A 21801-nucleotide genomic window follows, 5' to 3' on the forward strand; every position below is an offset into this window, starting at 1 on the left:
ATGCACACTGTGGTGGTGGGGACGTCCGGGGTCACCGCGTCCGACGTCCTTGCCGTGGCGCGCGGCGGTGCCCGGGTCGAGCTCTCCGGGGAGGCGGTCTCGGCGCTGGCGGCCGCGCGCGGGATCGTGGACGCGCTCGCGGCCAAGCCCGAGCCCGTCTACGGCGTCAGCACCGGCTTCGGTGCCCTCGCGACCCGGCACATCAGCCCCGAGCTCCGGGCCCAGTTGCAGCGCAACATCGTGCGCTCGCACGCCGCCGGAATGGGGCCCCGGGTGGAGCGGGAGGTCGTACGGGCACTGATGTTCCTGCGGCTGAAGACCGTCTGCTCGGGACGCACCGGGGTACGGCCCGAGGTCGCGCGGACCATGGCCGACGTGCTCAACGCCGGGATCACGCCCGTCGTTCACGAGTACGGCTCCCTGGGGTGTTCCGGCGACCTCGCGCCGCTGTCCCACTGCGCCCTCACGCTCATGGGGGAGGGGGACGCCGAGGGGCCCGACGGTGTCGTACGGCCCGCCGGTGAGCTGCTCGCCGAGCACGGGATCGCGCCCGGGGAGCTGCGGGAGAAGGAGGGGCTCGCCCTCCTCAACGGCACCGACGGCATGCTCGGCATGCTGGTGATGGCCCTCGCCGACCTGGACATGCTCTACAAGTCCGCCGACATCACGGCCGCCCTCTCGCTGGAAGCGTTGCTCGGGACCGACAAGGTGCTCGCTCCCGAGCTGCACGCCATCCGGCCGCATCCGGGGCAGGGGGACTCCGCGGCCAACATGCTGGCCGTGCTGGAGGGTTCGGAACTCACCGGACACCACCAGGACGACGCACCCCGGGTCCAGGACGCCTACTCGGTGCGCTGCGCCCCGCAGGTCGCCGGAGCCGGGCGGGACACCATGGCGCACGCCCGGCTGGTGGCGGAGCGGGAGTTGGCGTCCGCGGTCGACAACCCCGTGGTGCTGCCCGACGGCCGGGTCGAGTCCAACGGCAACTTCCATGGCGCGCCCGTCGCTTACGTGCTGGACTTCCTCGCCATCGCGGTCGCCGATCTCGCGTCGATCGCCGAGCGGCGCACCGACCGGCTGCTCGACAAGAACCGGTCCCACGGGCTGCCGCCGTTCCTCGCCGACGACGCCGGTGTGGACTCGGGGTTGATGATCGCCCAGTACACGCAGGCGGCGCTGGTCAGTGAGTTGAAGCGGCTGGCCGTGCCGGCGTCCGCGGACTCGATCCCCTCGTCCGCGATGCAGGAGGACCACGTGTCGATGGGGTGGTCGGCCGCGCGCAAGCTGCGCACCGCCGTCGACAACCTCACCCGGGTCCTCGCCGTCGAGCTCTACGCCGCCTCGCGTGCCGTCGAGTTGAGGGAGGGCCTGAGCCCCGCGCCGGCGACCCAGGCCGCCATCACCGCCGTACGCAAGGCGGGGGTCGAGGGTCCCGGACCGGACCGGTTCCTGGCGCCCGACCTCGCGGCGGCCGACGTGTTCGTGCGGGAGGGGCGGCTGGTGTCGGCGGTGGAGGCCGTCACCGGGCCGCTGCGGTAGGAAGGCGGGGCCCTGTTCGTCGTACGGCTGAACAGGGCCCTTTCGGCGGCTACTTCAGCTTGGTGACCTGCGCGTCGAGGACGGCGGCCGGTACGGTGGCCGCCTTGCCGCTGCCCAGCGAGGCGAAGTCGACCGTGTAGTACGTGGAGACGGTGCTGCCGACGCGGACCACGTCGACGTTGAAGGTGGCCGTGCCCTCGCCGTCCATGTCGGAGTTCACGGCGAAGGCCACCGACTGGTCGCCCTTGCCGGAAGCCTTGCCCGCGGCGACCTTGGTGATCTTGAGGTTCTCGCCCTCGGCCGCGATGCCGAACCCGCCGGAGCAGGCGGCGATCCCGTCGGAGACGGCCTTGACCGCCTTCTCGGCGCCGTCGCCCTCGTAGGAGGACAGGCCCACGATGGTCATGTCGACGTTGAAGGCGTCCTCGATGTCGGCCTCGCCGGGGGACGGCGTGGAGGTCTGCGAGGTGACGGTGTTGTTCGCGCTCGCGTCGGTGTCGGCCGGCGGGAGGCCGGACAGCGCGTAGGCGAGCGGCGCGCACGCGGACTTGTCGGCCTTCACGGCGCTCTTGGCCTTCGGCAGGGTGTCGTCACCCGGGTCGACGTCGTAGCCGGCGACATCGCCCTTGGCGAGGAGCAGCTTCTCCAGTTCGGCCGCGCTGTGGGCCTTCGCGGCCGGGGCCGAGCTCGCGGCGGAGGAGGCGCCGGCCTCCTTGGACGACCCCGACTCCTTCGCGTCGTCGTCCGAACCCCCGCCGCATCCGGTGACGAGGGCGAGGGACAGCACGCTCACGGTCGCCGTGGCGCCTATGCGCGCCCGCGATGATCTCTTCATGTGCGGACTATGAAGGCCTCACCAAGAAATCGTCAAGCGGGTTTAAAAACCCAGCCGTTCCCGGCGTACCGAATAGACGACGAAGCCCGCACCCAGCGTGAGGAAGAGGGTGCCGCCGACGACGTACGGCGTGGTGTCGAAGCTGCCGGTGTCGGCGAGCTGCACGCTCTCCCCGGTCGTCTCCGTGTGTGTGGTCGTGGCCCGCGCCTGCGCCGTGGCCTGCACGGACGGCTCAGTTCTGACCGGCTTGTCCTGGGACGCGTTGGCGGACGGGACGAACCAGAGGGCACCCAGCAGGGTCCCCGCGGCGGTGGCGGTCAGCAACGGACGGCGAACGGATGACACGGAATATCGATCCCCTTGTGGCACTGGCGAATTGGCCGTGTGGGGCGATGTTAGTGAAAGACGCGGGTCACGGGAAAGTCACGGGAGCGATGGGCCTTACTCTCCGGGCATGAGCACTGAAGAGACATCACGCTTTGTACGACTTCGGGTGGAACTCGTCGTCGAGATCGACGACCGGGACGCCGTGACCCGGGCCGCGCTGGAGCGGATCGCGGACGATCCGGACACGCCGGACGACGAGCGGGCGCACGCCGAGGGTGCTGTGACCGAAGACACTGCCGAGGCCCTCGCCTATCTCGTGGACCCGTTCGACCTGGTGGGGGACGTGCCGGGGGTCGAACTGGCCCAGGCCTCCTGGAGCAGTGAGCAGATCGACTACGACCCGGATTCGCCGGACTGGGACCTCGACGACGATGATGTCGAGGAGGACGAGGAAGAAGAGGCCGTCGGCTGAGCGCGCCGGGAAAAACCTGACCCCGGGCGGCAACCGCCGCCCGGGGTTTCGTCGTCTCAGGGGTCGCACGGCCCGACAGTCGCACCCTCCGCCACGGCGGACGTGGTGTGCCCCACACCTTCCGAGATGGTGGAACGGGACGAACCGGTCGTAGCGTTGAGTTTTCATTGACGGGGACTCTCGGGGTTTCTGGGATTCGGCAACGATGGAGAAGCGTGTGATGACGGTCAGTAAGCGGCGCAGGGGCCTGACGGTCGCGTCCGCTCTGCTCGGCGGGGTGCTGGTGCTCTCGGCCTGTTCCGGTGGCGACGACTCGTCGTCGAGCGGCGGCGGCAACGACACCTCGCAGGCCAAGGCCGACGAGGCGGCGGCCAAGAAGAGCTCCGCCGCCGAGATCAAGATCACGCCGAAGGACGGCACGGACAACGCCTCCATCAACAACTCGGCCGCCGTCACCGTGAGCAAGGGCACGCTCACCGAGGTGACGATGACGACCGCCGACGGCACCGAGGTCGCGGGCCAGCTGTCCGCCGACAAGACCAGCTGGAAGCCCGACGCCCAGCTGGAGCGCTCCACGAGCTACAAGGTCGCCGCGGAGGCCAAGGACGCGGACGGTCTGGTCGCCCACGAGAACGCCTCGTTCACGACGGTCTCCCCGGCCAACAGCTTCATAGGCAACTTCACGCCGGAGAACGGCTCGACCGTCGGCGTGGGCATGCCGGTGTCGATCAACTTCGACAAGGCGATCACCAACAAGGCGGCCGTCCAGAAGGGCATCACCGTCTCCTCCAGCAGCGGTCAGGAGGTCGTCGGCCACTGGTTCAACGCCAACCGGATCGACTTCCGCCCCGAGGACTACTGGAAGGAGAACTCCACCGTCACGCTGAAGCTCGCGCTCGACGGTGTCGAGGGCGCCTCCGGGGTCTACGGCGTCCAGCAGAAGACGGTCACCTTCAAGATCGGCCGCAACCAGGTCTCGTACGTCGACGCCAAGACCAAGCAGATGAAGATCACGCACAACGGCGCGACGATCAAGACCATCCCGATCTCGGCCGGTTCGCCGGAGAACAAGACGTACGAAGGCATCATGGTGATGTCCGAGAAGTTCAAGGAGACGCGCATGAACGGCGCGACCGTGGGCTTCACCGACGACGACGGCAAGGGCGAGTACGACATCAAGGACGTGCCGCACGCCATCCGGCTCACCAACTCCGGCACCTTCGTGCACGGCAACTACTGGGGCGCCAAGTCCATTTTCGGCAGCGTCAACACCAGCCACGGCTGCGTGGGTCTGTCCGACACCAAGGGCGCCAACGACACCGGCACGGCGGGCTACTGGTTCTACAACAACTCGATCATCGGTGACGTGGTGGTCGTGAAGAACACCGGCGACAAGACGGTGGCCCCGGACAACGGCCTCAACGGCTGGAACCTGAGCTGGGCGGACTGGAAGGCGGGGTCGGCGGTCTGACGTCGAGCGCTCCGCAGAACGCCGGAAACGCGCTCGCCGCCCTCACGGGTGGCGGGCGCGTTTCTGCTTTTCGGGTCTGCTTTTCGGGCGGAGCGAGACCTCAACTCCCCCTGAACCCGGCGGTCTTGTAACAGACTTTGCAGTCGGCGAGTTGTCTGTTGAACGTGGTGATCACCCCTCGGCATACTGCGGGCACCGGGGGGTGCACGTACATGCGTGCGAAACTCCCCCCGGCCGGGTGAACGGGGAATTCACCCGGTCCTTCTGCAAGGGGGAAACTTGCGCAGACAAGTGAAAAAGGCATGCGCGGCCACGATCGCCACGGCGGCCGCGGTAGCGCTCGCGGCGGGAATGACCAGCCCCGCCTCGGCGGACGCGCAACAGACCGCGAGTGTCTCGCGGTCCGGCAAGGCCCAGCTCACGCCCCACCACCGGATCACCCTGATCACCGGTGACCGAGTCGTCGTGGACGCGAAGGGCCGCGTCGTCGGCCTGGAGCCCGCGAAGGGGCGCGCGCACATACCGGTGCAGCTCCGCAAGGCCGACGGCCACACCTATGTGCTGCCGTCCGACGTGGCCCGCCTGGTGTCGAGCGGCAAGCTCGACCAGCGGCTCTTCGACATCACCGAGCTCGACAAGGCCGCCACCCGCAAGTCCCAGGCCAAGGGACTGAAGGTCATCGTCGGCTACCAGGGCGCGGCGAGCGCGGCCAAGGCCGAGGTCCGGGACGCGGGCACGCTCCGCCACTCCCTGGCCTCCCTGAACGCCGACGCGGTACAGACGCCGAAGGACGACGCGCCCGAGCTGTGGGACGCGGTCACCAACGGCGACAAGACCGCCTCCGGTATCGCGCACGTCTGGCTCGACGGGGTCCGCAAGGCCAGCCTGGACAAGTCCGTGCCGCAGATCGGCGCCCCCAAGGCATGGGCGGCCGGCTACGACGGCAAGGGCGTCAAGATCGCCGTCCTGGACACCGGTGTCGACGCGACCCATCCGGACCTCAAGACCCAGGTGATCGCCTCGAAGAACTTCTCGACCTCCGCGGACGCGACCGACAAGTTCGGTCACGGCACGCACGTCGCCTCCATCGCGGCGGGCACCGGCGCCAAGTCGGGCGGCAAGTACAAGGGTGTCGCGCCGGGCGCCAAGATCCTCAACGGCAAGGTCCTGGACGACACCGGCTCCGGTGACGACTCCGGCATCCTCGCCGGCATGGAGTGGGCGGCGGCGCAGGGCGCCGACGTCGTCAACCTCAGCCTCGGCGGCGGCGACACCCCGGAGATCGACCCGCTGGAAGCCGAGGTCAACAAGCTCTCGGAGACCAAGGGCATCCTGTTCGCCATCGCGGCGGGCAACTCCGGTCCGGAGTCCGTCGGTTCGCCGGGCAGCGCCGCCTCCGCCCTGACCGTCGGCGCGGTCGACGACAAGGACAAGCTGGCCGACTTCTCCAGCACCGGCCCCGGCCTCGACGGGCAGATCAAGCCCGACGTGACCGCGCCGGGTGTGGACATCACCGCGGCGGCCGCTCCCGGCAGTGTCATCGACAAGGAGGTCGGTGAGAAGCCGCCGGGCTACCTGACGATCTCGGGTACGTCGATGGCCACCCCGCATGTCGCGGGCGCCGCTGCCATCCTCAAGCAGGAGCACCCCGACTGGGGTTACACCGAGCTGAAGGGCGCGCTGACGGGCTCGACGAAGGGCGGCAAGTACACGCCGTTCCAGCAGGGTTCGGGCCGTATCCAGGTGGACAAAGCCATCAAGCAGACCGTGATCGCCGACCCGGTGTCGGTGAGCTTCGGTACGCAGCTGTGGCCGCACACCGACGACAAGCCGGTGACCAAGAAGCTGACGTACCGCAACCTGGGCACGAAGGACGTGACGCTGAAGCTGGCGTCGACGGCCACCAACCCGAAGGGGCAGGCCGCCCCGGCGGGCTTCTTCAAGCTGGGTGCGACCACGGTCACCGTCCCGGCGGGCCGCAGCGCCTCCGTCGACATGAGCGTGAACACCAAGCTGGGCGGCACGCTGGACGGCGCCTACTCGGCGTACGTGACGGCGACGGGCGGCGGCCAGACCGTGCGCACCGCGGCCGCGGTACAGCGCGAGGTCGAGTCGTACGACGTCACGCTGAACGTGCTCGACCGTGACGGCAAGCCGACCAAGAACTACGGCGCCGACCTGTCGGGCATCTCCGGCCTCGGCAAGGGCAGGTGGTTCACGCCGTACGACGCGGACGGCTCCGTCACCGTCCGGGTGCCCAAGGGCGGCTACATCCTCAACTCCTCCACCTTCGTGGACCCGGATGACTCCACCAAGGGCACCGACTGGCTGGTCCAGCCGAAGCTGAACGTCACCAAGAACACGACGGTGACGCTGGACTCGCGCAAGGCCAAGCCGGTGGACATCACCGTGCCGGACGCGGCCGCCAAGTCGGAGTTCGCCATGCCCGGCTTCCAGGTCGACACGGCCGACGGCGGCTACGGCTACGGCTGGTTCCTGGACACGTACGCGGGCTTCCGTACCGCGCACTTCGGCCCGCAGGTGACCGACGGCTCCCTCACCCAGCAGTTCGACGGGCACTGGAGCAAGGGTGCCACCGAGCAGTACGACACCGTGTCCGGCGGCAAGGTCAAGCAGTTCCCCACCGGTTACACCAAGCACTACAAGGCGAGCGAGCTGGCCACGGTGAAGGTCGGTCTGGGCGCGGCGGCGAGCGGCAAGAAGGGCGCGGTCAGCGCCACGGGCTGGCTGCCCGGATCCTTCTCGGGCTCCTCGATCAACTTCGCGCAGGCCCTGCCCAGTACCCGCACCCTGCACCTGTCGACGGTCAGCGGCGTGAAGTGGGACCTGTCGTTCGAGCAGTACAGCGGGGTCGACGCGGACGGCTTCCCGATCAGCGACGCGTACTACACGGCCGGCGCTCCGCGGTCCTTCCAGGGCGGCAAGTCGTATGCGAAGACCTTCAACACCGCGGTCTTCGGCCCGCGTCTCAACGCCGACTACGGTCTCTACCGCAAGGGCAACGAGATCTTCGGCTCCCTGCCGCTGTTCGCGGACGGCCAGGGCAACCCCGGTTCCTCGGACTTCACCTCGGTGAAGACCACGCTGTACAAGAACGGCGTCAAGGTCGGTTCCAACGACGACCCGCTGTTCGGCGAGAAGGTCTTCACGGTCCCGGCGGGCAAGGCCGACTACAAGCTGACGACCTCGGTCAAGCGCAGTGTCAAGGTCGCGGCGGCCTCCACCCGGATCGACGCCGGCTGGACGTTCGCGTCCAAGAAGACCGGCGACCTCACCAAGCTGCCCGCCTCCACGGTCCGCTTCAACGCGGCCACGGGGCTGGACAGCAGGGTCGAGGCCGGCAAGACGGTCAAGATCCCGGTGACGGTCGAGGGTGCCGCCAAGGGCTCGAACCTGAAGTCCCTGTCGGTGTACGTGTCGTACGACTACGGCCAGACCTGGAAGAAGGTCACCGTCACGGGCGGCAAGATCACCGTGAAGAACCCGGCGAAGGGCAAGGCGATCTCGTTCCACGCCAAGATCGCCGACAAGAAGGGCAACAAGTCGACGATCTCGATCTACAACGCGTACTACGGGAAGTGACCTGTAGGAAGCGGTAGTCGAGGGCCCGCCGGAAGCGCACCGCTTCCGGCGGGCCTTTCCCGTACGGGACTCACCCCGTGCCCCGGCCGGTCTGACAGGCACGTGACGGCTCGTGCCCGGCTCCCGGACAGGCTTCTCATGCAGCTCTTATAGACGGCTTATGGAGTCATCACGCGGCCTGCCTAGCTTGCGGCCATGTTCTTCACCTACCTGAGGCGCGAGCTGCGCCGCCGCAGAAAGGCGGCCCTTGTCGTCGCCTCCGGGCTCGCGCTGGGTATCGCGCTGGTCATCGTGGTCAGTTCCGTGTCGTCCGGCATGGGGAAGGCCCAGGACAAGGTGCTCCAGTCGCTCTACGGGCTGGGCACCGACATGACCGTCACCAAGGCGGCCCAGCCGCAGGCCAGTTCGTCCGACCGGCCGCGTTTCCGGTTCGACGCGCAGGACAACGGCTCCAACGCCGAGCAGAGCAGCGACCGCGTGATGGTGCAGGGCTTCCAGACCCTGTCCACCTCCACGGTCACCAAGGTCGACCAGCAGTCCGGCGTCTCCGACGCGGTCGGCGGGCTGAGCCTGCAGGTCATCAAGATCAACGGCCAGTTCACCCGCGGCGAGTTCCAGCAGAACGGCAACGGGGGCGGTGAGGGCGGCTTCCGCCGCGAAGGCGGCGGCACCGGCCAGCCGCAGGGCGAAGTGCGCGGCGGTGGCGCCGACTTCGACGTCAACAACTACTCCGTCTACGGCACGGACGTCACCAAGCCCGCCCTCGGCCCGCTGACCTCCTCCAAGATCACCAGCGGCCGTACGTTCAAGTCGACCGAGACCGACGCGAAGGTCGCCGTCCTCGACTCCGCGTACGCCAAGGAGAAGAAGCTCAAGGTCGGCTCCACCCTCACCATCAAGAACGTCAAGTTCACGGTGATCGGCGTCGCCACCGCGGACAGCGGGGACGCGGCCGCCAACGTCTACATCCCGCTCACCCAGGCCCAGACCCTCAGCGACTCGAAGAACAAGGTCACCACGATCTACGTCAAGGCGACCGACTCGCAGAAGATCAACTCCGTCAAGTCCTCGATCCAGAAGAACGTCTCGGGTACGACGGTGACGACCTCGGCGGATCTCGCGGACACGGTGTCCGGGTCGCTGTCCACCGCCTCTTCCCTGGCGTCCAACGTCGGCAAGTGGCTGTCCATCGCCGTGCTCGTGGCCGCGTTCCTGGTCGCCGGGCTGCTGACCTCCTCCGCCGTCTCACGCCGGGTGCGGGAGTTCGGCACGCTCAAGGCGCTGGGGTGGAAGTCGGGCCGCGTGACCCGGCAGGTCGTCGGCGAGGCGATGGTCAACGGGCTGCTCGGCGGAGTGCTGGGGATCGCGCTGGGCCTGGCGGGGGCGTACGCCGTGACGGCGGTCAGTCCCACGTTGCAGGCGCAGTTGGGGGGCGGTGGAGGCGCCGGCGGCGGTGCCGGTGGTTTCGGCGGCTTCGGCCGGCGGGCCGCCGAAAAGACGCTGGACGTCTCCCTCAGTGCTCCGGTCAGCCTGACGACGGTCGCGATCGCGGTGGGCCTTGCGGTGGCCGGTGGTCTCATCGCCGGTGCGTTCGGCGGTTGGCGGGCGTCGCGGTTGCGGCCGGCGGACGCGTTGCGGCGCGTCGAGTAGCGGACGTCGGCGGTGGTGCCGGTGCGCCCCCGCATGTGCCTCGTCCTGTGGTCACGCGGGAGCGGGAGCGTCGTGGCTGGTCGCGCCCCGCGGCGGAGCCGCACATTGATGCAGCCCCGCGCCCCTGAGTGGGTGCAGGCAAGGCATGCCCAGCTGTACCCACCCTTGGGGGCGCGGGGAACTGCGCGACCAGCCCCCACCGACCCGCGGCCGACATCGATCCGCGCCACCCCGAACCCCACTCACCCACCCAGGAGCTCACCATGTACGAACTCAGAAGCGTCACCAAGCGCTATTCCCGCGGCAAGGACACCGTCGACGCGCTCGCCGGGGTCGATCTCACCATCGCCGACGGGGACCGCCTGGTCATCCAGGGCCCCACCGGCGGCGGCAAGTCCACCCTCCTCCAGATGCTCGGCGGTCTCGACAAGCCCACCGAGGGCGAAGTCGTCCTGGACGGCACCGACTTGGCCAAGCTGTCGGAGGCCAGGCTCACCAGGGTCCGCAGCGAGAACATCGGCTTCGTCTTCCAGAGCTTCAACCTGATCCCCACCCTCACCGCCCAGGAGAACGTCGAGACCGCCCTCGTCCCCCTCGGTGTGAAGGGCAAGGAGCGCAGGGAACGGGCGGCCGAGGCGCTCACCTCCGTCGGCCTCGGGGAGCGCCTCGCGCACCTGCCCTCCGAGATGTCCGGCGGGCAGCAGCAGCGCGTCGCCATCGCCCGCGCCCTCGTCAAGCAGCCCAAGGTGCTCCTCGCCGACGAACCCACCGGCAACCTCGACGAGTCGATGCGCGACGAGATCATGGACGTACTCGAACGCATGTGGAAGGAGCTGGGGTTGACCTTCATCATGGTCACCCACGACTCCGCGATCGCGAAGAAGGCCCCGCGTCTGGCCACGATCCGCAAGGGGCGGATCAGCGTCAAGGAGAACGCCGCCACCTGAACCGTGCGGCCTCAACTCCCCCTGAATCCGGCAGTCTTGTAACAGACTTTGCTGTCAGGGACTTGTCTATTGAAGGTCGTGATCACCCCTCGGCATACTGCGAGTTCCGGGGGGTGCACGCGCATGCGTGCGAGACCACCCCCGCCCGGGTGAACGGGGAATTCGCCCGGTCCTTCTGCAAGGGGGAATCTTGCGCAGACAAGTGAAAAGGGCATGCGCGGCCACGATCGCCACAGCGGCGGCCGTGGCGCTCGCGGCGGGAATGACCAGCCCCGCCTCGGCGGACGCGCAGCAGACGGTGAGCGCGGCGGAATCCGCCGGCGCCGGACTCACCGCGAAGCACCACATCACCTTGATCACCGGTGACCGGGTCGCCGTCGACGGCAAGGGCCGGGTCGTGGGCCTGGAACGGGCGAAGGGGCGCGAACACATACCGGTGCAGATCCGCAAGGTCGACGGCCACACCCTCGTGGTGCCGGGCGACGCGGTCCGCCTGGTCGCGAGCGGCAAGCTCGACCAGCGCCTGTTCGACATCACCGAGCTCAACAAGGCCGCCACCCGCAAGTCCCAGGCCAAGGGACTGAAGGTCATCGTCGGCTACCAGGGCGCCGCCACGGCCGCCAAGGCCGACGTCCGGGACGCGGGCACCCTGCGGCGCACCCTGAAGACGCTCAACGCGGACGCCGTCCAGACCCCGCAGAAGGAAACCCCCGAGCTGTGGGACGCGGTCACCAACGGGGGCAGCACCGCCTCCGGTATCGCGCACGTCTGGCTCGACGGGGTCCGCAAGGCCAGCCTGGACAAGTCCGTGCCGCAGATCGGCGCCCCCAAGGCATGGGCGGCCGGCTACGACGGCAAGGGCGTCAAGATCGCCGTCCTGGACACCGGTGTCGACGCGACCCATCCGGACCTCAAGACCCAGGTGATCGCCTCGAAGAACTTCTCGACCTCCGCGGACGCGACCGACAAGTTCGGTCACGGCACGCACGTCGCCTCCATCGCGGCGGGCACCGGCGCCAAGTCGGGCGGCAAGTACAAGGGTGTCGCGCCGGGCGCCAAGATCCTCAACGGCAAGGTCCTGGACGACACCGGCTCCGGTGACGACTCCGGCATCCTCGCCGGCATGGAGTGGGCGGCGGCGCAGGGCGCCGACGTCGTCAACCTCAGCCTCGGCGGCGGCGACACCCCGGAGATCGACCCGCTGGAAGCCGAGGTCAACAAGCTCTCGGAGACCAAGGGCATCCTGTTCGCCATCGCGGCGGGCAACTCCGGTCCGGAGTCCGTCGGTTCGCCGGGCAGCGCCGCCTCCGCCCTGACCGTCGGCGCGGTCGACGACAAGGACAAGCTGGCCGACTTCTCCAGCACCGGCCCGCGCGCCGGCGACGGAGCGATCAAGCCGGACGTCACCGCGCCGGGTGTGGACATCACCGCGGCCGCGGCCAAGGGCAGCGTCATCGACCTGGAGGTCGGTGAGAAGCCGCCGGGCTACCTGACGATCTCGGGTACGTCGATGGCGACCCCGCATGTCGCGGGCGCCGCTGCCATCCTCAAGCAGGAGCACCCCGACTGGGGTTACACCGAGCTGAAGGGCGCGCTGACGGGCTCGACGAAGGGCGGCAAGTACACGCCGTTCCAGCAGGGTTCGGGCCGTATCCAGGTGGACAAGGCCATCAAGCAGACCGTGATCGCCGACCCGGTGTCGGTGAGCTTCGGTACGCAGCTGTGGCCGCACACCGACGACAAGCCGGTGACCAAGAAGCTGACGTACCGCAACCTGGGCACGAAGGACGTGACGCTGAAGCTGGCGTCGACGGCCACCAACCCGAAGGGGCAGGCCGCGCCGGCCGGCTTCTTCAAGCTGGCCGCCACCACGGTCACCGTCCCGGCGGGCCGCAGCGCCTCCGTCGACATGAGCGTGAACACCAAGCTGGGCGGCACGCTGGACGGCGCCTACTCGGCGTACGTGACCGCGACGGGCGGCGGCCAGACCGTGCGCACCGCGGCCGCGGTACAGCGCGAGGTCGAGTCCTACGACGTCACGATCAAGCACATCGGCCGGGACGGGAAGCCGACCGCCGACTACAACACCATCCTGTTCGGCTTCTCGGGCCTCGCCGAGGGCCGGGGCTACCAGGTCACCGTCGCGGACTCCGGTACGACGACGATGCGCGTCCCCAAGGGCAACTACCTGCTGGACGCCTGGATCGCGAAGGACCTCGTGAACTTCGAGGGCGGCCTGGACTGGCTGGTCCAGCCGAAGCTGAGCGTCACCAAGAACGTCTCCGTGACGATCGACGCCCGCAAGACCAAGACGTCCGACATCACCGTCCCGGACGCCCAGGCCAAGCAGCAGCTCGGCGTGATCAGCTACCTGTACGACCCGGCGGGCATCGGCTTCGGAGTCGGTCTGGAGACCTTCGAGGGCGTCCGCGTGGCACCGCTCGGCGGCGACGTCTCCGGTCTGCACCAGACCTGGAGCGGTCAGTGGACCAAGGGTGACCAGGCCGAGTACGACGTGGCCACCACCGCCGACGTCAAGAGGCTCCAGGGCGACAAGGTCCGGCACTTCAAGGCGAGCGAGCTCGCCACGGTGAAGAACAACCTCGGTTCCGGGGTCTCGGGCAAGACCGGCGCGGTGACCGTGTCGGGGTACTTCCCGAACGACTTCACCCTCGGCACGGCGGTCGAGCAGAAGCTGCCGGGCACCCGCACGCTGTACCTGTCGACGGTCGACAAGATCCAGTGGTCGTTCGACTTCGCGCAGTACAAGGGCAAGGACGCGGACGGCTTCCCGATCACGGAGGCCTACTACACCCTGGGCGACCCGCAGACCTTCAAGGCGGGCCAGAAGTACTCGAAGACCTTCAACACCGCGGTCTTCGGCCCGCACCTGAACAAGTACTACGGCCTCTTCCGTGACGGGAACTCGGTCTACGGCTACGTCCCGCTGTTCTCCGACGGTGCCGGCCACGCCGGTTCCTCGGACTTCACCGCGGTCAGCACCAGCCTGTACCGCAACGGCACCAAGGTCGGCACCAACGACGACCCGCTGTTCGGCGCCAAGGCGTTCACGGTGCCGTCCGGCCAGGCGAAGTACAAGCTGACCACGTCGGTCAAGCGCAGCGTCAAGGTCTCGGCGGCCTCCACCCGCATCGACGCGAGCTGGGAGTTCACGTCGAAGAAGCCGGCCGCCGGCACGGTGGCCACCCTCCCGGCCTCCATGGTCCGCTTCAACGCCAAGACGGGCCTGGACAACCGGGTCGAGGCCGGCAAGACGGTCAAGATCCCGCTGACGGTCGAGGGCGCCGCCAAGGGCTCCAACCTGAAGTCCCTCGCGGTGTACGTGTCCTACGACTACGGCCAGACCTGGAAGAAGGTCACGGTCAAGGACGGCCAGATCACCGTGAAGAACCCGGCGAAGGACAAGGCGATCTCCTTCCACGCCAAGATCGCCGACAAGAAGGGCAACAAGTCGACGATCTCGATCTACAACGCGTACTACGGGAAGTGACCTGTAGGAAGCGATGACCGCGACGCCCGTCGGAAGCACTGCTTCCGGCGGGCGTCCGTGTTTGAGTGGCCGTATGACCACAGAGACCGTCGAGTACATCCGCTACCGCATCCCGGAAGACCGCTCGGCGGAGTTCCTGTCCGCCTACACCCACGCCTCGGGCCGGCTGGCGGCGGCCCCGCAGTGCGTCGACTACGAACTCGCGCGCTGCGAGGAGGACTTCGAGCACTACGTCCTGCGCATCACCTGGACCTCGACCGAGGACCACCTGGAGGGCTTCCGCAAGTCGGACCTCTTCCCGGACTTCCTCGCCGAGATCCGGCCGTACGTCGAGAACATCGAGGAGATGCGGCACTACAAGCCGACGACGGTCCGCGGCCGGGGCGCCGCCGTCCCCACGCTGTACGCCTGGGCGGGCGGCGCGGAGGCCTTCACCCGGCTCACCACGGTCTTCTACGAGAAGGTCCTCGCCGACGACCTCCTGGCCCCGGTGTTCGAGGGTCTGGCCCCCGAGCACGCCGAGCACGTGGCCCTCTGGCTCACCGAGGTCTTCGGCGGGCCGCCCGCCTACTCCGAGACGCAGGGCGGACACGGTCACATGGTCGCCAAGCACATGGGCCGCGGCATCACCGAGCCGCAGCGCCGCCGCTGGGTGAACCTCATCCAGGACGCGGCCGACGAGGCCGGCCTCCCCACCGACGCGGAGTTCCGCTCGGCGTTCCTCGCCTACGTCGAGTGGGGCACCCGCCTCGCGGTCCACTTCTCCGGCCCGGACGCGAAGCCCCCGGCCGAGCAGCCGGTACCGAGGTGGACGTGGGGGGCGGCACCGCCGTACCAGGGGTGAGAGCGGGGCCCCGGTACAGGGTCCGGAGTCCCCGGCCTCAAGGCCGAGCCGACTCGCCCGCCCGGGTCGCGTCCGCGCCCCAGCTGGCCAGGAGACGGAGGGCGTCCGCCGAGGGGGAGCCCGGTTCCGCGTGGTAGGTGATCAGGGCCTGTTCCGTGCCGTCGGACAGCCGGAAGGACTCGAAGTGCAGGGCCAGGTCGCCGACCAGCGGATGCCGGAGGCGCTTGACGCCGAAGCTCTTCTCCTTGACGTCGTGCGTGGCCCACAGCCGGCGGAACTCCTCGCTCTTCAGGGAGAGTTCCCCGACCAGCGAGGACAGCAGCGGGTCGTCGGGGTGGCAGCCGGCGTCCATCCGCAGATAGCTGACCATGTCGGAGGCCTTCTGGTCCCACTCCACGAACAGATCGCGGTACTCCGGCCGCAGGAACACCAGCCGGGCCCAGTTCCGCTCCGGCACCGGAAGCTCCGACCAGTCCCCGAACACCGCCGCCGCCATCCGGTTCCAGGCCAGGATGTCCGAACGCCGCCCCGAGACGTACGCCGGGACCTCGATCGAGTCCAGCAGCTGCCGCAGCGGCCCCCGCACCTGCTCGGTCCGCCCGCCCGCCTTCTTCTTGTGCTGCTTCGGCTTCGCCAGATGCGTCAGGTGCGCGTGCTCGGCGTCGCTCAGCCGGAGCGCGCGGGCGATCGCGTCCAGGACCTCCGCCGAGACATTGCGCCCGTTGCCCTGCTCGAGGCGGGTGTAGTACGCCACCGAGACGCCCGCCAGCTGCGCCAGCTCCTCACGCCTGAGCCCCGGCACCCTGCGGTGCCGCCCGAATTCCGGCAGCCCGACGTCCTCCGGCTTCAGCCGGGCCCGCCGGGTGCGCAGAAACTCGCTGAGCTCGGCACGCCGGTCCAGGGAGCCGCCTCCGGTACGTTCCTCGGCCATGTCGTCCATACGTCGAGTATTCACGGTCGTACGCACACGATCCTGTCCCCGCCAGTGGTAGGAACAGTGGACGTAGGCAGAGTGAGGGCCTGGGTGGATGCCGATTCCTGGGGCAGGCTGTACTGCGTGCCCGGACGGATGAACGACAGAAGGCAGCCGGGCGCGCACCCCCGTTCGAGGAGAACCACCCTCATGACCACTGTTGCCGCTTACGCCGCCCCCGCCGCGAAGGCTCCCCTGGAGCGCACCACCATCGAGCGCCGGGCGGTCCGCGAGCACGACGTCCTGATCGACATCAAGTTCGCCGGCATCTGCCACTCCGACATCCACCAGGCCCAGGAGGGCTGGGGCCAGGCCATCTTCCCGATGGTCCCGGGCCACGAGATCGCGGGCGTCGTCTCCGAGGTCGGCCCCGGTGTCACCAAGTACAAGGTCGGCGACCGCGTCGGCGTCGGCTGCATGGTCGACTCCTGCCGTGAGTGCGAGAACTGCAAGGCCGGTCTGGAGCAGCACTGCACCCAGGGGAACGTCGGCACGTACAACGCCATCGGCAAGGACGGCGAGCCCACCTACGGCGGCTACTCCGAGAAGGTCGTCGTCGACGAGAACTTCGTCGTCCGCATCCCCGAGGGCCTGGCCCTCGACGAGGCCGCGCCGCTGCTGTGCGCCGGCATCACCACGTACTCCCCGCTCAAGCGCTGGGGCGCCGCCCCCGGCAAGAAGGTCGCCGTGATCGGCCTGGGCGGCCTCGGTCACATGGGCGTCAAGATCGCGCACGCGCTGGGCGCCGAGGTCACCGTCCTCTCCCAGTCCCTGCGCAAGAAGGACGACGGCCTCAAGCTGGGCGCCGACCACTACTACGCGACCAGCGACGAGACCACCTTCAAGGAGCTGGCCGGCTCCTTCGACCTCATCCTCTCCACGGTCTCGGCCCCGCTCGACTTCGGCGCCTACCTCGGCCTGCTCAAGGCGAACGGCGCGCTCGTGAACGTCGGCGCCCCCGAGGAGCCGATCTCCCTGAACCTGTTCTCCCTCATCGGCGGCAGCAAGACCCTCGCCGGTTCGGCGATCGGCGGCATCGCCGAGACCCAGGAGATGCTGGACTTCTGCGCGGAGCACGGCATCGGTGCGGAGATCGAGCTGATCGCCGCGTCCGAGATCAACGAGGCGTACGAGCGGGTCGTCAACAGCGACGTGCGCTACCGCTTCGTGATCGACACGGCGACGATCTGACGCCGACCGCTTGAACGAAGGGCCCCGGCGCTGTGCCGGGGCCCTTCGCCGTACGGCCGCCCGCCGGCGGGTGGGTGTTGTGGCTACCCGGGTGGGCGTTGTCGCTACCCGGGTGGGCGTTGCTGCTACCGGGTGCCGTTGGCGGCGAACTTCCACACGGCGCGGCTGCCGGGGCCGACGGTGAGGGTCGAGTTGCCGATCTGCTCCACGTGCCGGTCCTTCACGGGCCGGTTGAGGGACAGCTCGACCCGTTGCAGCCCGGCCTGCTCGCGGGGTACGGCGTCCAGCCGGATCGTGGTGCCGCCGCCCTCCGCGACGACACCGGCGCCGGCGACGCTCCGCACGGTGAACCCGCCGGCCCGCAGCAGCGGCACGGTGTCGGCGAGGTCGCTCTCGGTGACGGCGATGCGCACGGAGGTCACGTCACGCATGAGGTGGTTGCGGTAGTCGTCGGAGAGGTAGCGCTCCCTGCCGACGTCACCGGGAAAGCTCGCCGGCTCGGTGTTGCCGCGCGGGTCGGCGAAGTACTCCGGCCGGTACTCCATCGCCCAGGCCTGGAAGGCGTCGTACTCGGTGGCGGTGAGCAGGGCGTCGAACCAGGGCACGGGCACGCCGTCACCGAAGTCCCGGGTCTGGAGGAACTCGATGGGGGTGGCGCCGTCGCTCTTCATCCGCTCGGCGACCGTCGCCAGGTCTCCGTCCCGCTCGGTCGACACACCCAGTCCGGCGGCGCCGAGAGTGCCGTCAGGCCCGGGGAGGTCACCGACCCCGAACAGTTCCAGGTAGGTCTCGCGCCCCCGCAGATAGCGGCCGGTCCAGGTCTGTCCGCCGGAGCCGGTCGTGGTGCGGACCTCGAAGCTCGCGAAGTCCCGCAGGTAGTCGGAGTGCTCGATGGCATCGGCGGTCTCCCGGTCGAGCACGCCGTAGGAGTGGTTGTAGAACAACAACTGCCGGTCGTGGTCGTACGAGGATCCGCTCCCCGCGGCCTGCGCCGTCCCCACACCACCCCCGACCGCTCCGACGAGGGCCACGGCCAGTACGACGATCATCCGTAATGTCCGACGAATCAACATGCGGGGATCGTAGGACAGGGGGGATTCGGCCACGGCTCCTTTTCGGCGGAGCCTAAATGATTGACACGGGGCGTTCGAGGTGCCGTGAGGTGCCGTGGGGCAGCGCCGGTGGGCGGAATCGGCGGGAGCCTTCCCGCGTTGAGCACAGTGGGCGTGGGCTGCCGGTAGGTACGAGTCGAGCGTCCCGAGTGACCGAGCGGACAGAAATGGGAGGAGCGGCAATGGCTGCGCAGACGCAGAGGGCCGTGCTGGCGGGCGGATGCTTCTGGGGGATGGAGGAGCTGATCCGTCGCCTTCCCGGTGTGACGGCGACCCGGGTCGGATACACCGGGGGTGACGTGCCGAACGCGACGTACCGCAACCACGGCACCCACGCGGAGGCCATCGAGATCCTCTACGACCCCGAGAAGACCGACTACCGCACCCTCCTGGAGTTCTTCTTCCAGATCCACGACCCGAGCACCAAGAACCGCCAGGGCAACGACATCGGCCTCAGCTACCGTTCGGCGATCTACTACGTCGACGACGAGCAGAAGCGGATCGCCGAGGACACGATCGCGGACGTCGACGCGTCCGGCCTGTGGCCCGGCAAGGTCGTCACCGAGGTGGAGCCGGTCGGCCCCTTCTGGGAGGCCGAGCCCGAGCACCAGGACTACCTCCAGCGCTACCCCGACGGCTACACCTGCCACTTCCCCCGCCCGGGCTGGCGCCTGCCGACACGAGCGAAGGACTGACGGGGGAGGACGGGGGCGGTCCTGGTGCCACGGGACCAGGACCGGGACCCGGACCACATCGCTCACGGACGGTTGCCGCGGTCGCGGCCTACTGCCCTCGCACCTGCTCCACGTTCGACCGGTGGGGTGCGGACAGCCAGTCGGCGGACGCCAGGCGGGCGTCGTCCGGTTCCGCTCCCTGCCGTAGGGCCGCGAGGTAGGCGCGGTCGGCGGTGAGGCGGGCCGTCACCTCCGGGCCCCGGGCCACGGCCCCGTGGCCGGGGATGACGACGTCGACGTGGGCGGCGGCCTTCTCGAGACGGTCGAGGGCGGTCTCGTAGGCGCTGATCTGATCGTCCTGGCGGACGTCGAAGAGCGGGATCAGGACGTCGGAGAGCATGTCGCCGACGACGAGGACGCCACGGTCCGCGAGGAGGAGCGCGGCGTGGCCGACGGCGTGCGCCCGGTGCTCGATGATCTCGCCCGGCACGGGGCCGCCGTCCGCGGGCAGCGGGGTGAGGAGCGCGACCAGGTCGAGAGGGATACCGGGCGCACTCTGCTCCGCCATCGCCCGAGCCCGCTCCCTGGCCTGACCGGCGAGGTGGGCGCAGGCGGGGGTGGCGTAGCGCGGCACGTCACCGAACCGGGGGTGCCAGAGCAGGTGGTCCCAGTGGGGGTGGGTGGAGAACCCGGCGACCACCGGGATGCCGAGCCCGGCCACGTCGTCGGCGAGTCGGTCCAGCTCCGAGCCGTTGATGCCGGGGTCGATGACGACCAGCCCGTCCTCTCCGCGCACCACGACGGAATTGGACCAGACCCACTCGCTCTGGCGGACCCAGACACCGTCGGCCACTTCCTTCAGCTCGCCCATGTCCACTCCTGTTGGTCTGTTGCCCGGCCGGTCACAGTACTGAGACCGTGCCCGGCCGCCGAACTCATCGCTTCAGCCGCTGGGGCTGATCGGCAGGGGCTTCAGGGGTGGAGTCGTACGAGCTCGTCTGCGCGGCGGAGGTCCTTCGGGCGGCCGAGGGCTCGCCGCATGCGTATCAGATCGTCGAGCGCGGCATAGCGGATGGTGAAGCCCGCGGCGTCGTGAGTCGTCTCGGCCCTGGTCAGGCAGGGGGCGACAGCCATGGTGCCCCAGGGGAGGCCTGGGGTGCAGAGGTCTCCGACGGCGCCGGTGACCCGGTACCCCACCTGCACGCGGTCGAGATCGGGCAGCTCGGCACAGCCGCACCGCGCGAGAGCCTTGCGCAGGGCGTGCGCCTCGTCAGGGGTGCCGTCCCAGAGCAGGTCGAGGTCCCCGGTCAGCTCGGTGGACCCGTGCATGATCCCGGCGACCTGACCGATGACCACCGCATGCGAGCCGACGTCATGGAGGGCCTGGAGGAAGGGGAGGGGATCGAAGCCGAGGGCACCGTCGGTGGCGAAGGTACCCAGCACGTCATCGGCGTCCTCCGGCCGACGACCGACGGCGCCACGCCCTCGCGTGGCGTCCTCGGTCCTGCCGATCGCCTGCCGAAGCCGCAGGGCAGCTGTCTGGTCCATGCGCTCATCCAACACGGTCCGCCCGACGGTGGCTGAGGTCTACATGCCGCGGTACGGGCCGTGGCTGACGCGGGTGTGCTCACGGTCCCGGGGAAGTTCCGTCTCGAGTTCGGCCTCCAGACGGGTCCAGGCAGTGGGGTCGGCGTTGCGGTTCTCAGGCGGCCCGATCATGGCGAGCACAGCTTGCCAACGCGTGCTCAGAGACCTCTCGGTGATGGCTCCCTGATGTGGGTTCGCCCCCCGAGGTCGCGCGCTCACGCAGGCTCGGCGACCGTCGTCAGGGCGCATAGTAGGCGGCGTAGAAGTCCGAGTGGCCTTCGACGGAGAAGCCCTCGAAGTTGCCGGCCGATTCGCACTGGAGCAGTCGTCGCAATGCCGCCTCAGCTTCGGGCAGGTGAAGGCTCGACAGGTATGCCTTGGTGGTGGCCAGGCCGCTGCCGCACAGCAACTGGACATCGATCGAGCAAGCCGCGTCCATGCTGGCGGACTTCGCTTCCCAGATCAGGAGCACGTCTTCCGGGCTCCCGGCGTTGTACAGCTGCACGCAGCACAACTTCATCAGCTCCGTGTCACCGTCCCCCTGCGCACGCTTCTCCAGCCGGGTTTGCGCGGTGAGCGGAGCTCGTACGGCGGGCACAGGAGCGTTGTGCCGAGATGTACCACCGGTTGAGGTCTGTGAACCCGGTTAGATGACCCACGTCGAGCCGTGCTCAAGGAGCGCTTGCGGCACTGCTCTCCTGGGCTTCGAGAAGTTCGTCACCGTGCTCGATCGCCCAGCGTCCAAGCGCCCTCATGGGGCCCTCGACGAGACTCTGCCCCAAGCCGGTCAAGGCGTAGTCGACGCGTGGCGGCGCCTCCGCGTGGACGTGGCGCTCGATCAGTCCGCCTGCGAGCAGACGATGCAGGGAGTCGGTCAGAACCTTGTCGCTGATGCCGCCGATCGCGGCGCGCAACTCGCGGCGTCGGTGCGGCCCCGAGCGAAGTGCCGCCAGTACAACGGGATCCCAGGTATGGGCGAGGAGGTCGGTGGCCGCGCGCAACCGGCAATCGGCGACCAACTCGTAGCAGGGAGCGTCGTCATCAGTCATCTCACCGTCCATCATC

Annotated in this window: 19 protein-coding genes; 10 read left to right on the plus strand and 9 right to left on the minus strand. The window is 69.2% G+C overall.

Going from position 1 to position 21801, the window contains the following annotated elements; translation table 11 throughout:
* The gene (gene hutH / locus AC2XR2_RS28340) at positions 1–1539 is read left to right on the plus strand and encodes a histidine ammonia-lyase (protein WP_491518517.1); all 1539 of its coding nucleotides are present in this window, start codon (positions 1–3) and stop codon (positions 1537–1539) included.
* Between the two features lie 49 nt (positions 1540–1588).
* Here the strand turns inward: hutH and AC2XR2_RS28345 are convergent, their stop codons facing one another.
* Positions 1589–2374 carry a hypothetical protein gene (locus tag AC2XR2_RS28345; protein WP_449351086.1) on the minus strand — a complete coding sequence of 262 codons (786 nt, stop codon included), beginning with the start codon at positions 2372–2374 and terminating at the stop codon, positions 1589–1591.
* Positions 2375–2416: 42 nt separating this feature from the next.
* Complete coding sequence (locus tag AC2XR2_RS28350; protein WP_330264774.1) at positions 2417–2719, minus strand: LPXTG cell wall anchor domain-containing protein; 303 nt, start codon at positions 2717–2719, stop codon at positions 2417–2419.
* A 109-nt stretch (positions 2720–2828) separates the two neighbouring features.
* Between AC2XR2_RS28350 and AC2XR2_RS28355 the strand changes: the two genes are divergently transcribed.
* From AC2XR2_RS28355 to AC2XR2_RS28385, 7 genes are all read left to right on the plus strand, one after another.
* Positions 2829–3173 carry a hypothetical protein gene (locus tag AC2XR2_RS28355; protein WP_381298364.1) on the plus strand — a complete coding sequence of 115 codons (345 nt, stop codon included), beginning with the start codon at positions 2829–2831 and terminating at the stop codon, positions 3171–3173.
* Positions 3174–3378: 205 nt separating this feature from the next.
* Positions 3379–4644 (plus strand): L,D-transpeptidase, encoded by a 1266-nt coding sequence (locus AC2XR2_RS28360; protein ID WP_381298366.1) that lies wholly within the window; start codon positions 3379–3381, stop codon positions 4642–4644.
* Positions 4645–4935: 291 nt separating this feature from the next.
* A complete protein-coding gene (locus AC2XR2_RS28365) occupies positions 4936–8247 on the plus strand; it encodes a S8 family peptidase (protein ID WP_491518518.1) in 3312 nt (1103 codons plus the stop codon).
* A 195-nt stretch (positions 8248–8442) separates the two neighbouring features.
* On the plus strand, positions 8443–9897 hold the full coding sequence (locus AC2XR2_RS28370) for an ABC transporter permease (protein ID WP_491516642.1): 1455 nt from the start codon (positions 8443–8445) through the stop codon (positions 9895–9897).
* 263 nt (positions 9898–10160) lie between these two features.
* Positions 10161–10844 carry an ABC transporter ATP-binding protein gene (locus AC2XR2_RS28375; protein WP_356467297.1) on the plus strand — a complete coding sequence of 228 codons (684 nt, stop codon included), beginning with the start codon at positions 10161–10163 and terminating at the stop codon, positions 10842–10844.
* Between the two features lie 202 nt (positions 10845–11046).
* A complete protein-coding gene (locus AC2XR2_RS28380; protein WP_491518519.1) occupies positions 11047–14355 on the plus strand; it encodes a S8 family peptidase in 3309 nt (1102 codons plus the stop codon).
* A gap of 73 nt (positions 14356–14428) precedes the next feature.
* Positions 14429–15199: a group II truncated hemoglobin gene (locus AC2XR2_RS28385; RefSeq protein WP_330264766.1), complete on the plus strand. Its 771-nt coding sequence runs from the start codon at positions 14429–14431 to the stop codon at positions 15197–15199.
* A 37-nt stretch (positions 15200–15236) separates the two neighbouring features.
* Here AC2XR2_RS28385 and AC2XR2_RS28390 read toward each other — a convergent pair whose 3' ends face one another.
* Positions 15237–16139, minus strand: a complete 903-nt coding sequence (locus tag AC2XR2_RS28390) for a helix-turn-helix domain-containing protein (protein ID WP_123762750.1) — start codon at positions 16137–16139, stop codon at positions 15237–15239.
* Between the two features lie 183 nt (positions 16140–16322).
* Here AC2XR2_RS28390 and AC2XR2_RS28395 point away from each other — a divergent pair, with 183 nt between their 5' ends.
* Positions 16323–17363 carry an NAD(P)-dependent alcohol dehydrogenase gene (locus AC2XR2_RS28395; protein WP_330264765.1) on the plus strand — a complete coding sequence of 347 codons (1041 nt, stop codon included), beginning with the start codon at positions 16323–16325 and terminating at the stop codon, positions 17361–17363.
* 125 nt (positions 17364–17488) lie between these two features.
* On the opposite strand, the gene AC2XR2_RS28400 is transcribed toward AC2XR2_RS28395, so the two are convergent.
* Entirely contained in the window at positions 17489–18412 is a 924-nt protein-coding gene (locus AC2XR2_RS28400; protein ID WP_491516643.1) for a DUF5829 family protein, read from the minus strand.
* A gap of 245 nt (positions 18413–18657) precedes the next feature.
* Here AC2XR2_RS28400 and msrA point away from each other — a divergent pair, with 245 nt between their 5' ends.
* On the plus strand, positions 18658–19170 hold the full coding sequence (gene msrA / locus AC2XR2_RS28405) for a peptide-methionine (S)-S-oxide reductase MsrA (protein WP_381298377.1): 513 nt from the start codon (positions 18658–18660) through the stop codon (positions 19168–19170).
* 88 nt (positions 19171–19258) lie between these two features.
* Here msrA and AC2XR2_RS28410 read toward each other — a convergent pair whose 3' ends face one another.
* The 5 genes from AC2XR2_RS28410 to AC2XR2_RS28430 form a co-directional block, all read right to left on the minus strand.
* Positions 19259–20020, minus strand: a complete 762-nt coding sequence (locus AC2XR2_RS28410) for an MBL fold metallo-hydrolase (RefSeq protein ID WP_491516644.1) — start codon at positions 20018–20020, stop codon at positions 19259–19261.
* A gap of 101 nt (positions 20021–20121) precedes the next feature.
* The gene (locus AC2XR2_RS28415) at positions 20122–20697 is read right to left on the minus strand and encodes a hypothetical protein (protein WP_491516645.1); all 576 of its coding nucleotides are present in this window, start codon (positions 20695–20697) and stop codon (positions 20122–20124) included.
* Between the two features lie 39 nt (positions 20698–20736).
* Positions 20737–20868 carry a hypothetical protein gene (locus tag AC2XR2_RS28420; RefSeq protein WP_491516646.1) on the minus strand — a complete coding sequence of 44 codons (132 nt, stop codon included), beginning with the start codon at positions 20866–20868 and terminating at the stop codon, positions 20737–20739.
* 106 nt (positions 20869–20974) lie between these two features.
* Positions 20975–21334 (minus strand): hypothetical protein, encoded by a 360-nt coding sequence (locus AC2XR2_RS28425; protein ID WP_491516647.1) that lies wholly within the window; start codon positions 21332–21334, stop codon positions 20975–20977.
* 73 nt (positions 21335–21407) lie between these two features.
* Positions 21408–21785 (minus strand): winged helix-turn-helix transcriptional regulator, encoded by a 378-nt coding sequence (locus AC2XR2_RS28430; protein WP_381298384.1) that lies wholly within the window; start codon positions 21783–21785, stop codon positions 21408–21410.
* Positions 21786–21801 lie beyond the last annotated feature (16 nt).

The organism is Streptomyces sp. LS-MS-L19, assembly GCF_058382285.1.

Coding starts and splice junctions, on each gene's coding strand:
- hutH (WP_491518517.1), top strand. CDS start 1: ATGCACACTGTGGTGGTGGGGACGTCCGGGGTCACCGCGTCCGACGTC.
- AC2XR2_RS28345 (WP_449351086.1), bottom strand. CDS start 2,374: ATGAAGAGATCATCGCGGGCGCGCATAGGCGCCACGGCGACCGTGAGC.
- AC2XR2_RS28355 (WP_381298364.1), top strand. CDS start 2,829: ATGAGCACTGAAGAGACATCACGCTTTGTACGACTTCGGGTGGAACTC.
- AC2XR2_RS28360 (WP_381298366.1), top strand. CDS start 3,379: ATGGAGAAGCGTGTGATGACGGTCAGTAAGCGGCGCAGGGGCCTGACG.
- AC2XR2_RS28370 (WP_491516642.1), top strand. CDS start 8,443: ATGTTCTTCACCTACCTGAGGCGCGAGCTGCGCCGCCGCAGAAAGGCG.
- AC2XR2_RS28375 (WP_356467297.1), top strand. CDS start 10,161: ATGTACGAACTCAGAAGCGTCACCAAGCGCTATTCCCGCGGCAAGGAC.
- AC2XR2_RS28385 (WP_330264766.1), top strand. CDS start 14,429: ATGACCACAGAGACCGTCGAGTACATCCGCTACCGCATCCCGGAAGAC.
- AC2XR2_RS28390 (WP_123762750.1), bottom strand. CDS start 16,139: ATGGACGACATGGCCGAGGAACGTACCGGAGGCGGCTCCCTGGACCGG.
- AC2XR2_RS28395 (WP_330264765.1), top strand. CDS start 16,323: ATGACCACTGTTGCCGCTTACGCCGCCCCCGCCGCGAAGGCTCCCCTG.
- AC2XR2_RS28400 (WP_491516643.1), bottom strand. CDS start 18,412: ATGATCGTCGTACTGGCCGTGGCCCTCGTCGGAGCGGTCGGGGGTGGT.
- msrA (WP_381298377.1), top strand. CDS start 18,658: ATGGCTGCGCAGACGCAGAGGGCCGTGCTGGCGGGCGGATGCTTCTGG.
- AC2XR2_RS28410 (WP_491516644.1), bottom strand. CDS start 20,020: ATGGGCGAGCTGAAGGAAGTGGCCGACGGTGTCTGGGTCCGCCAGAGC.
- AC2XR2_RS28415 (WP_491516645.1), bottom strand. CDS start 20,697: ATGGACCAGACAGCTGCCCTGCGGCTTCGGCAGGCGATCGGCAGGACC.
- AC2XR2_RS28420 (WP_491516646.1), bottom strand. CDS start 20,868: ATGATCGGGCCGCCTGAGAACCGCAACGCCGACCCCACTGCCTGGACC.
- AC2XR2_RS28430 (WP_381298384.1), bottom strand. CDS start 21,785: ATGACTGATGACGACGCTCCCTGCTACGAGTTGGTCGCCGATTGCCGG.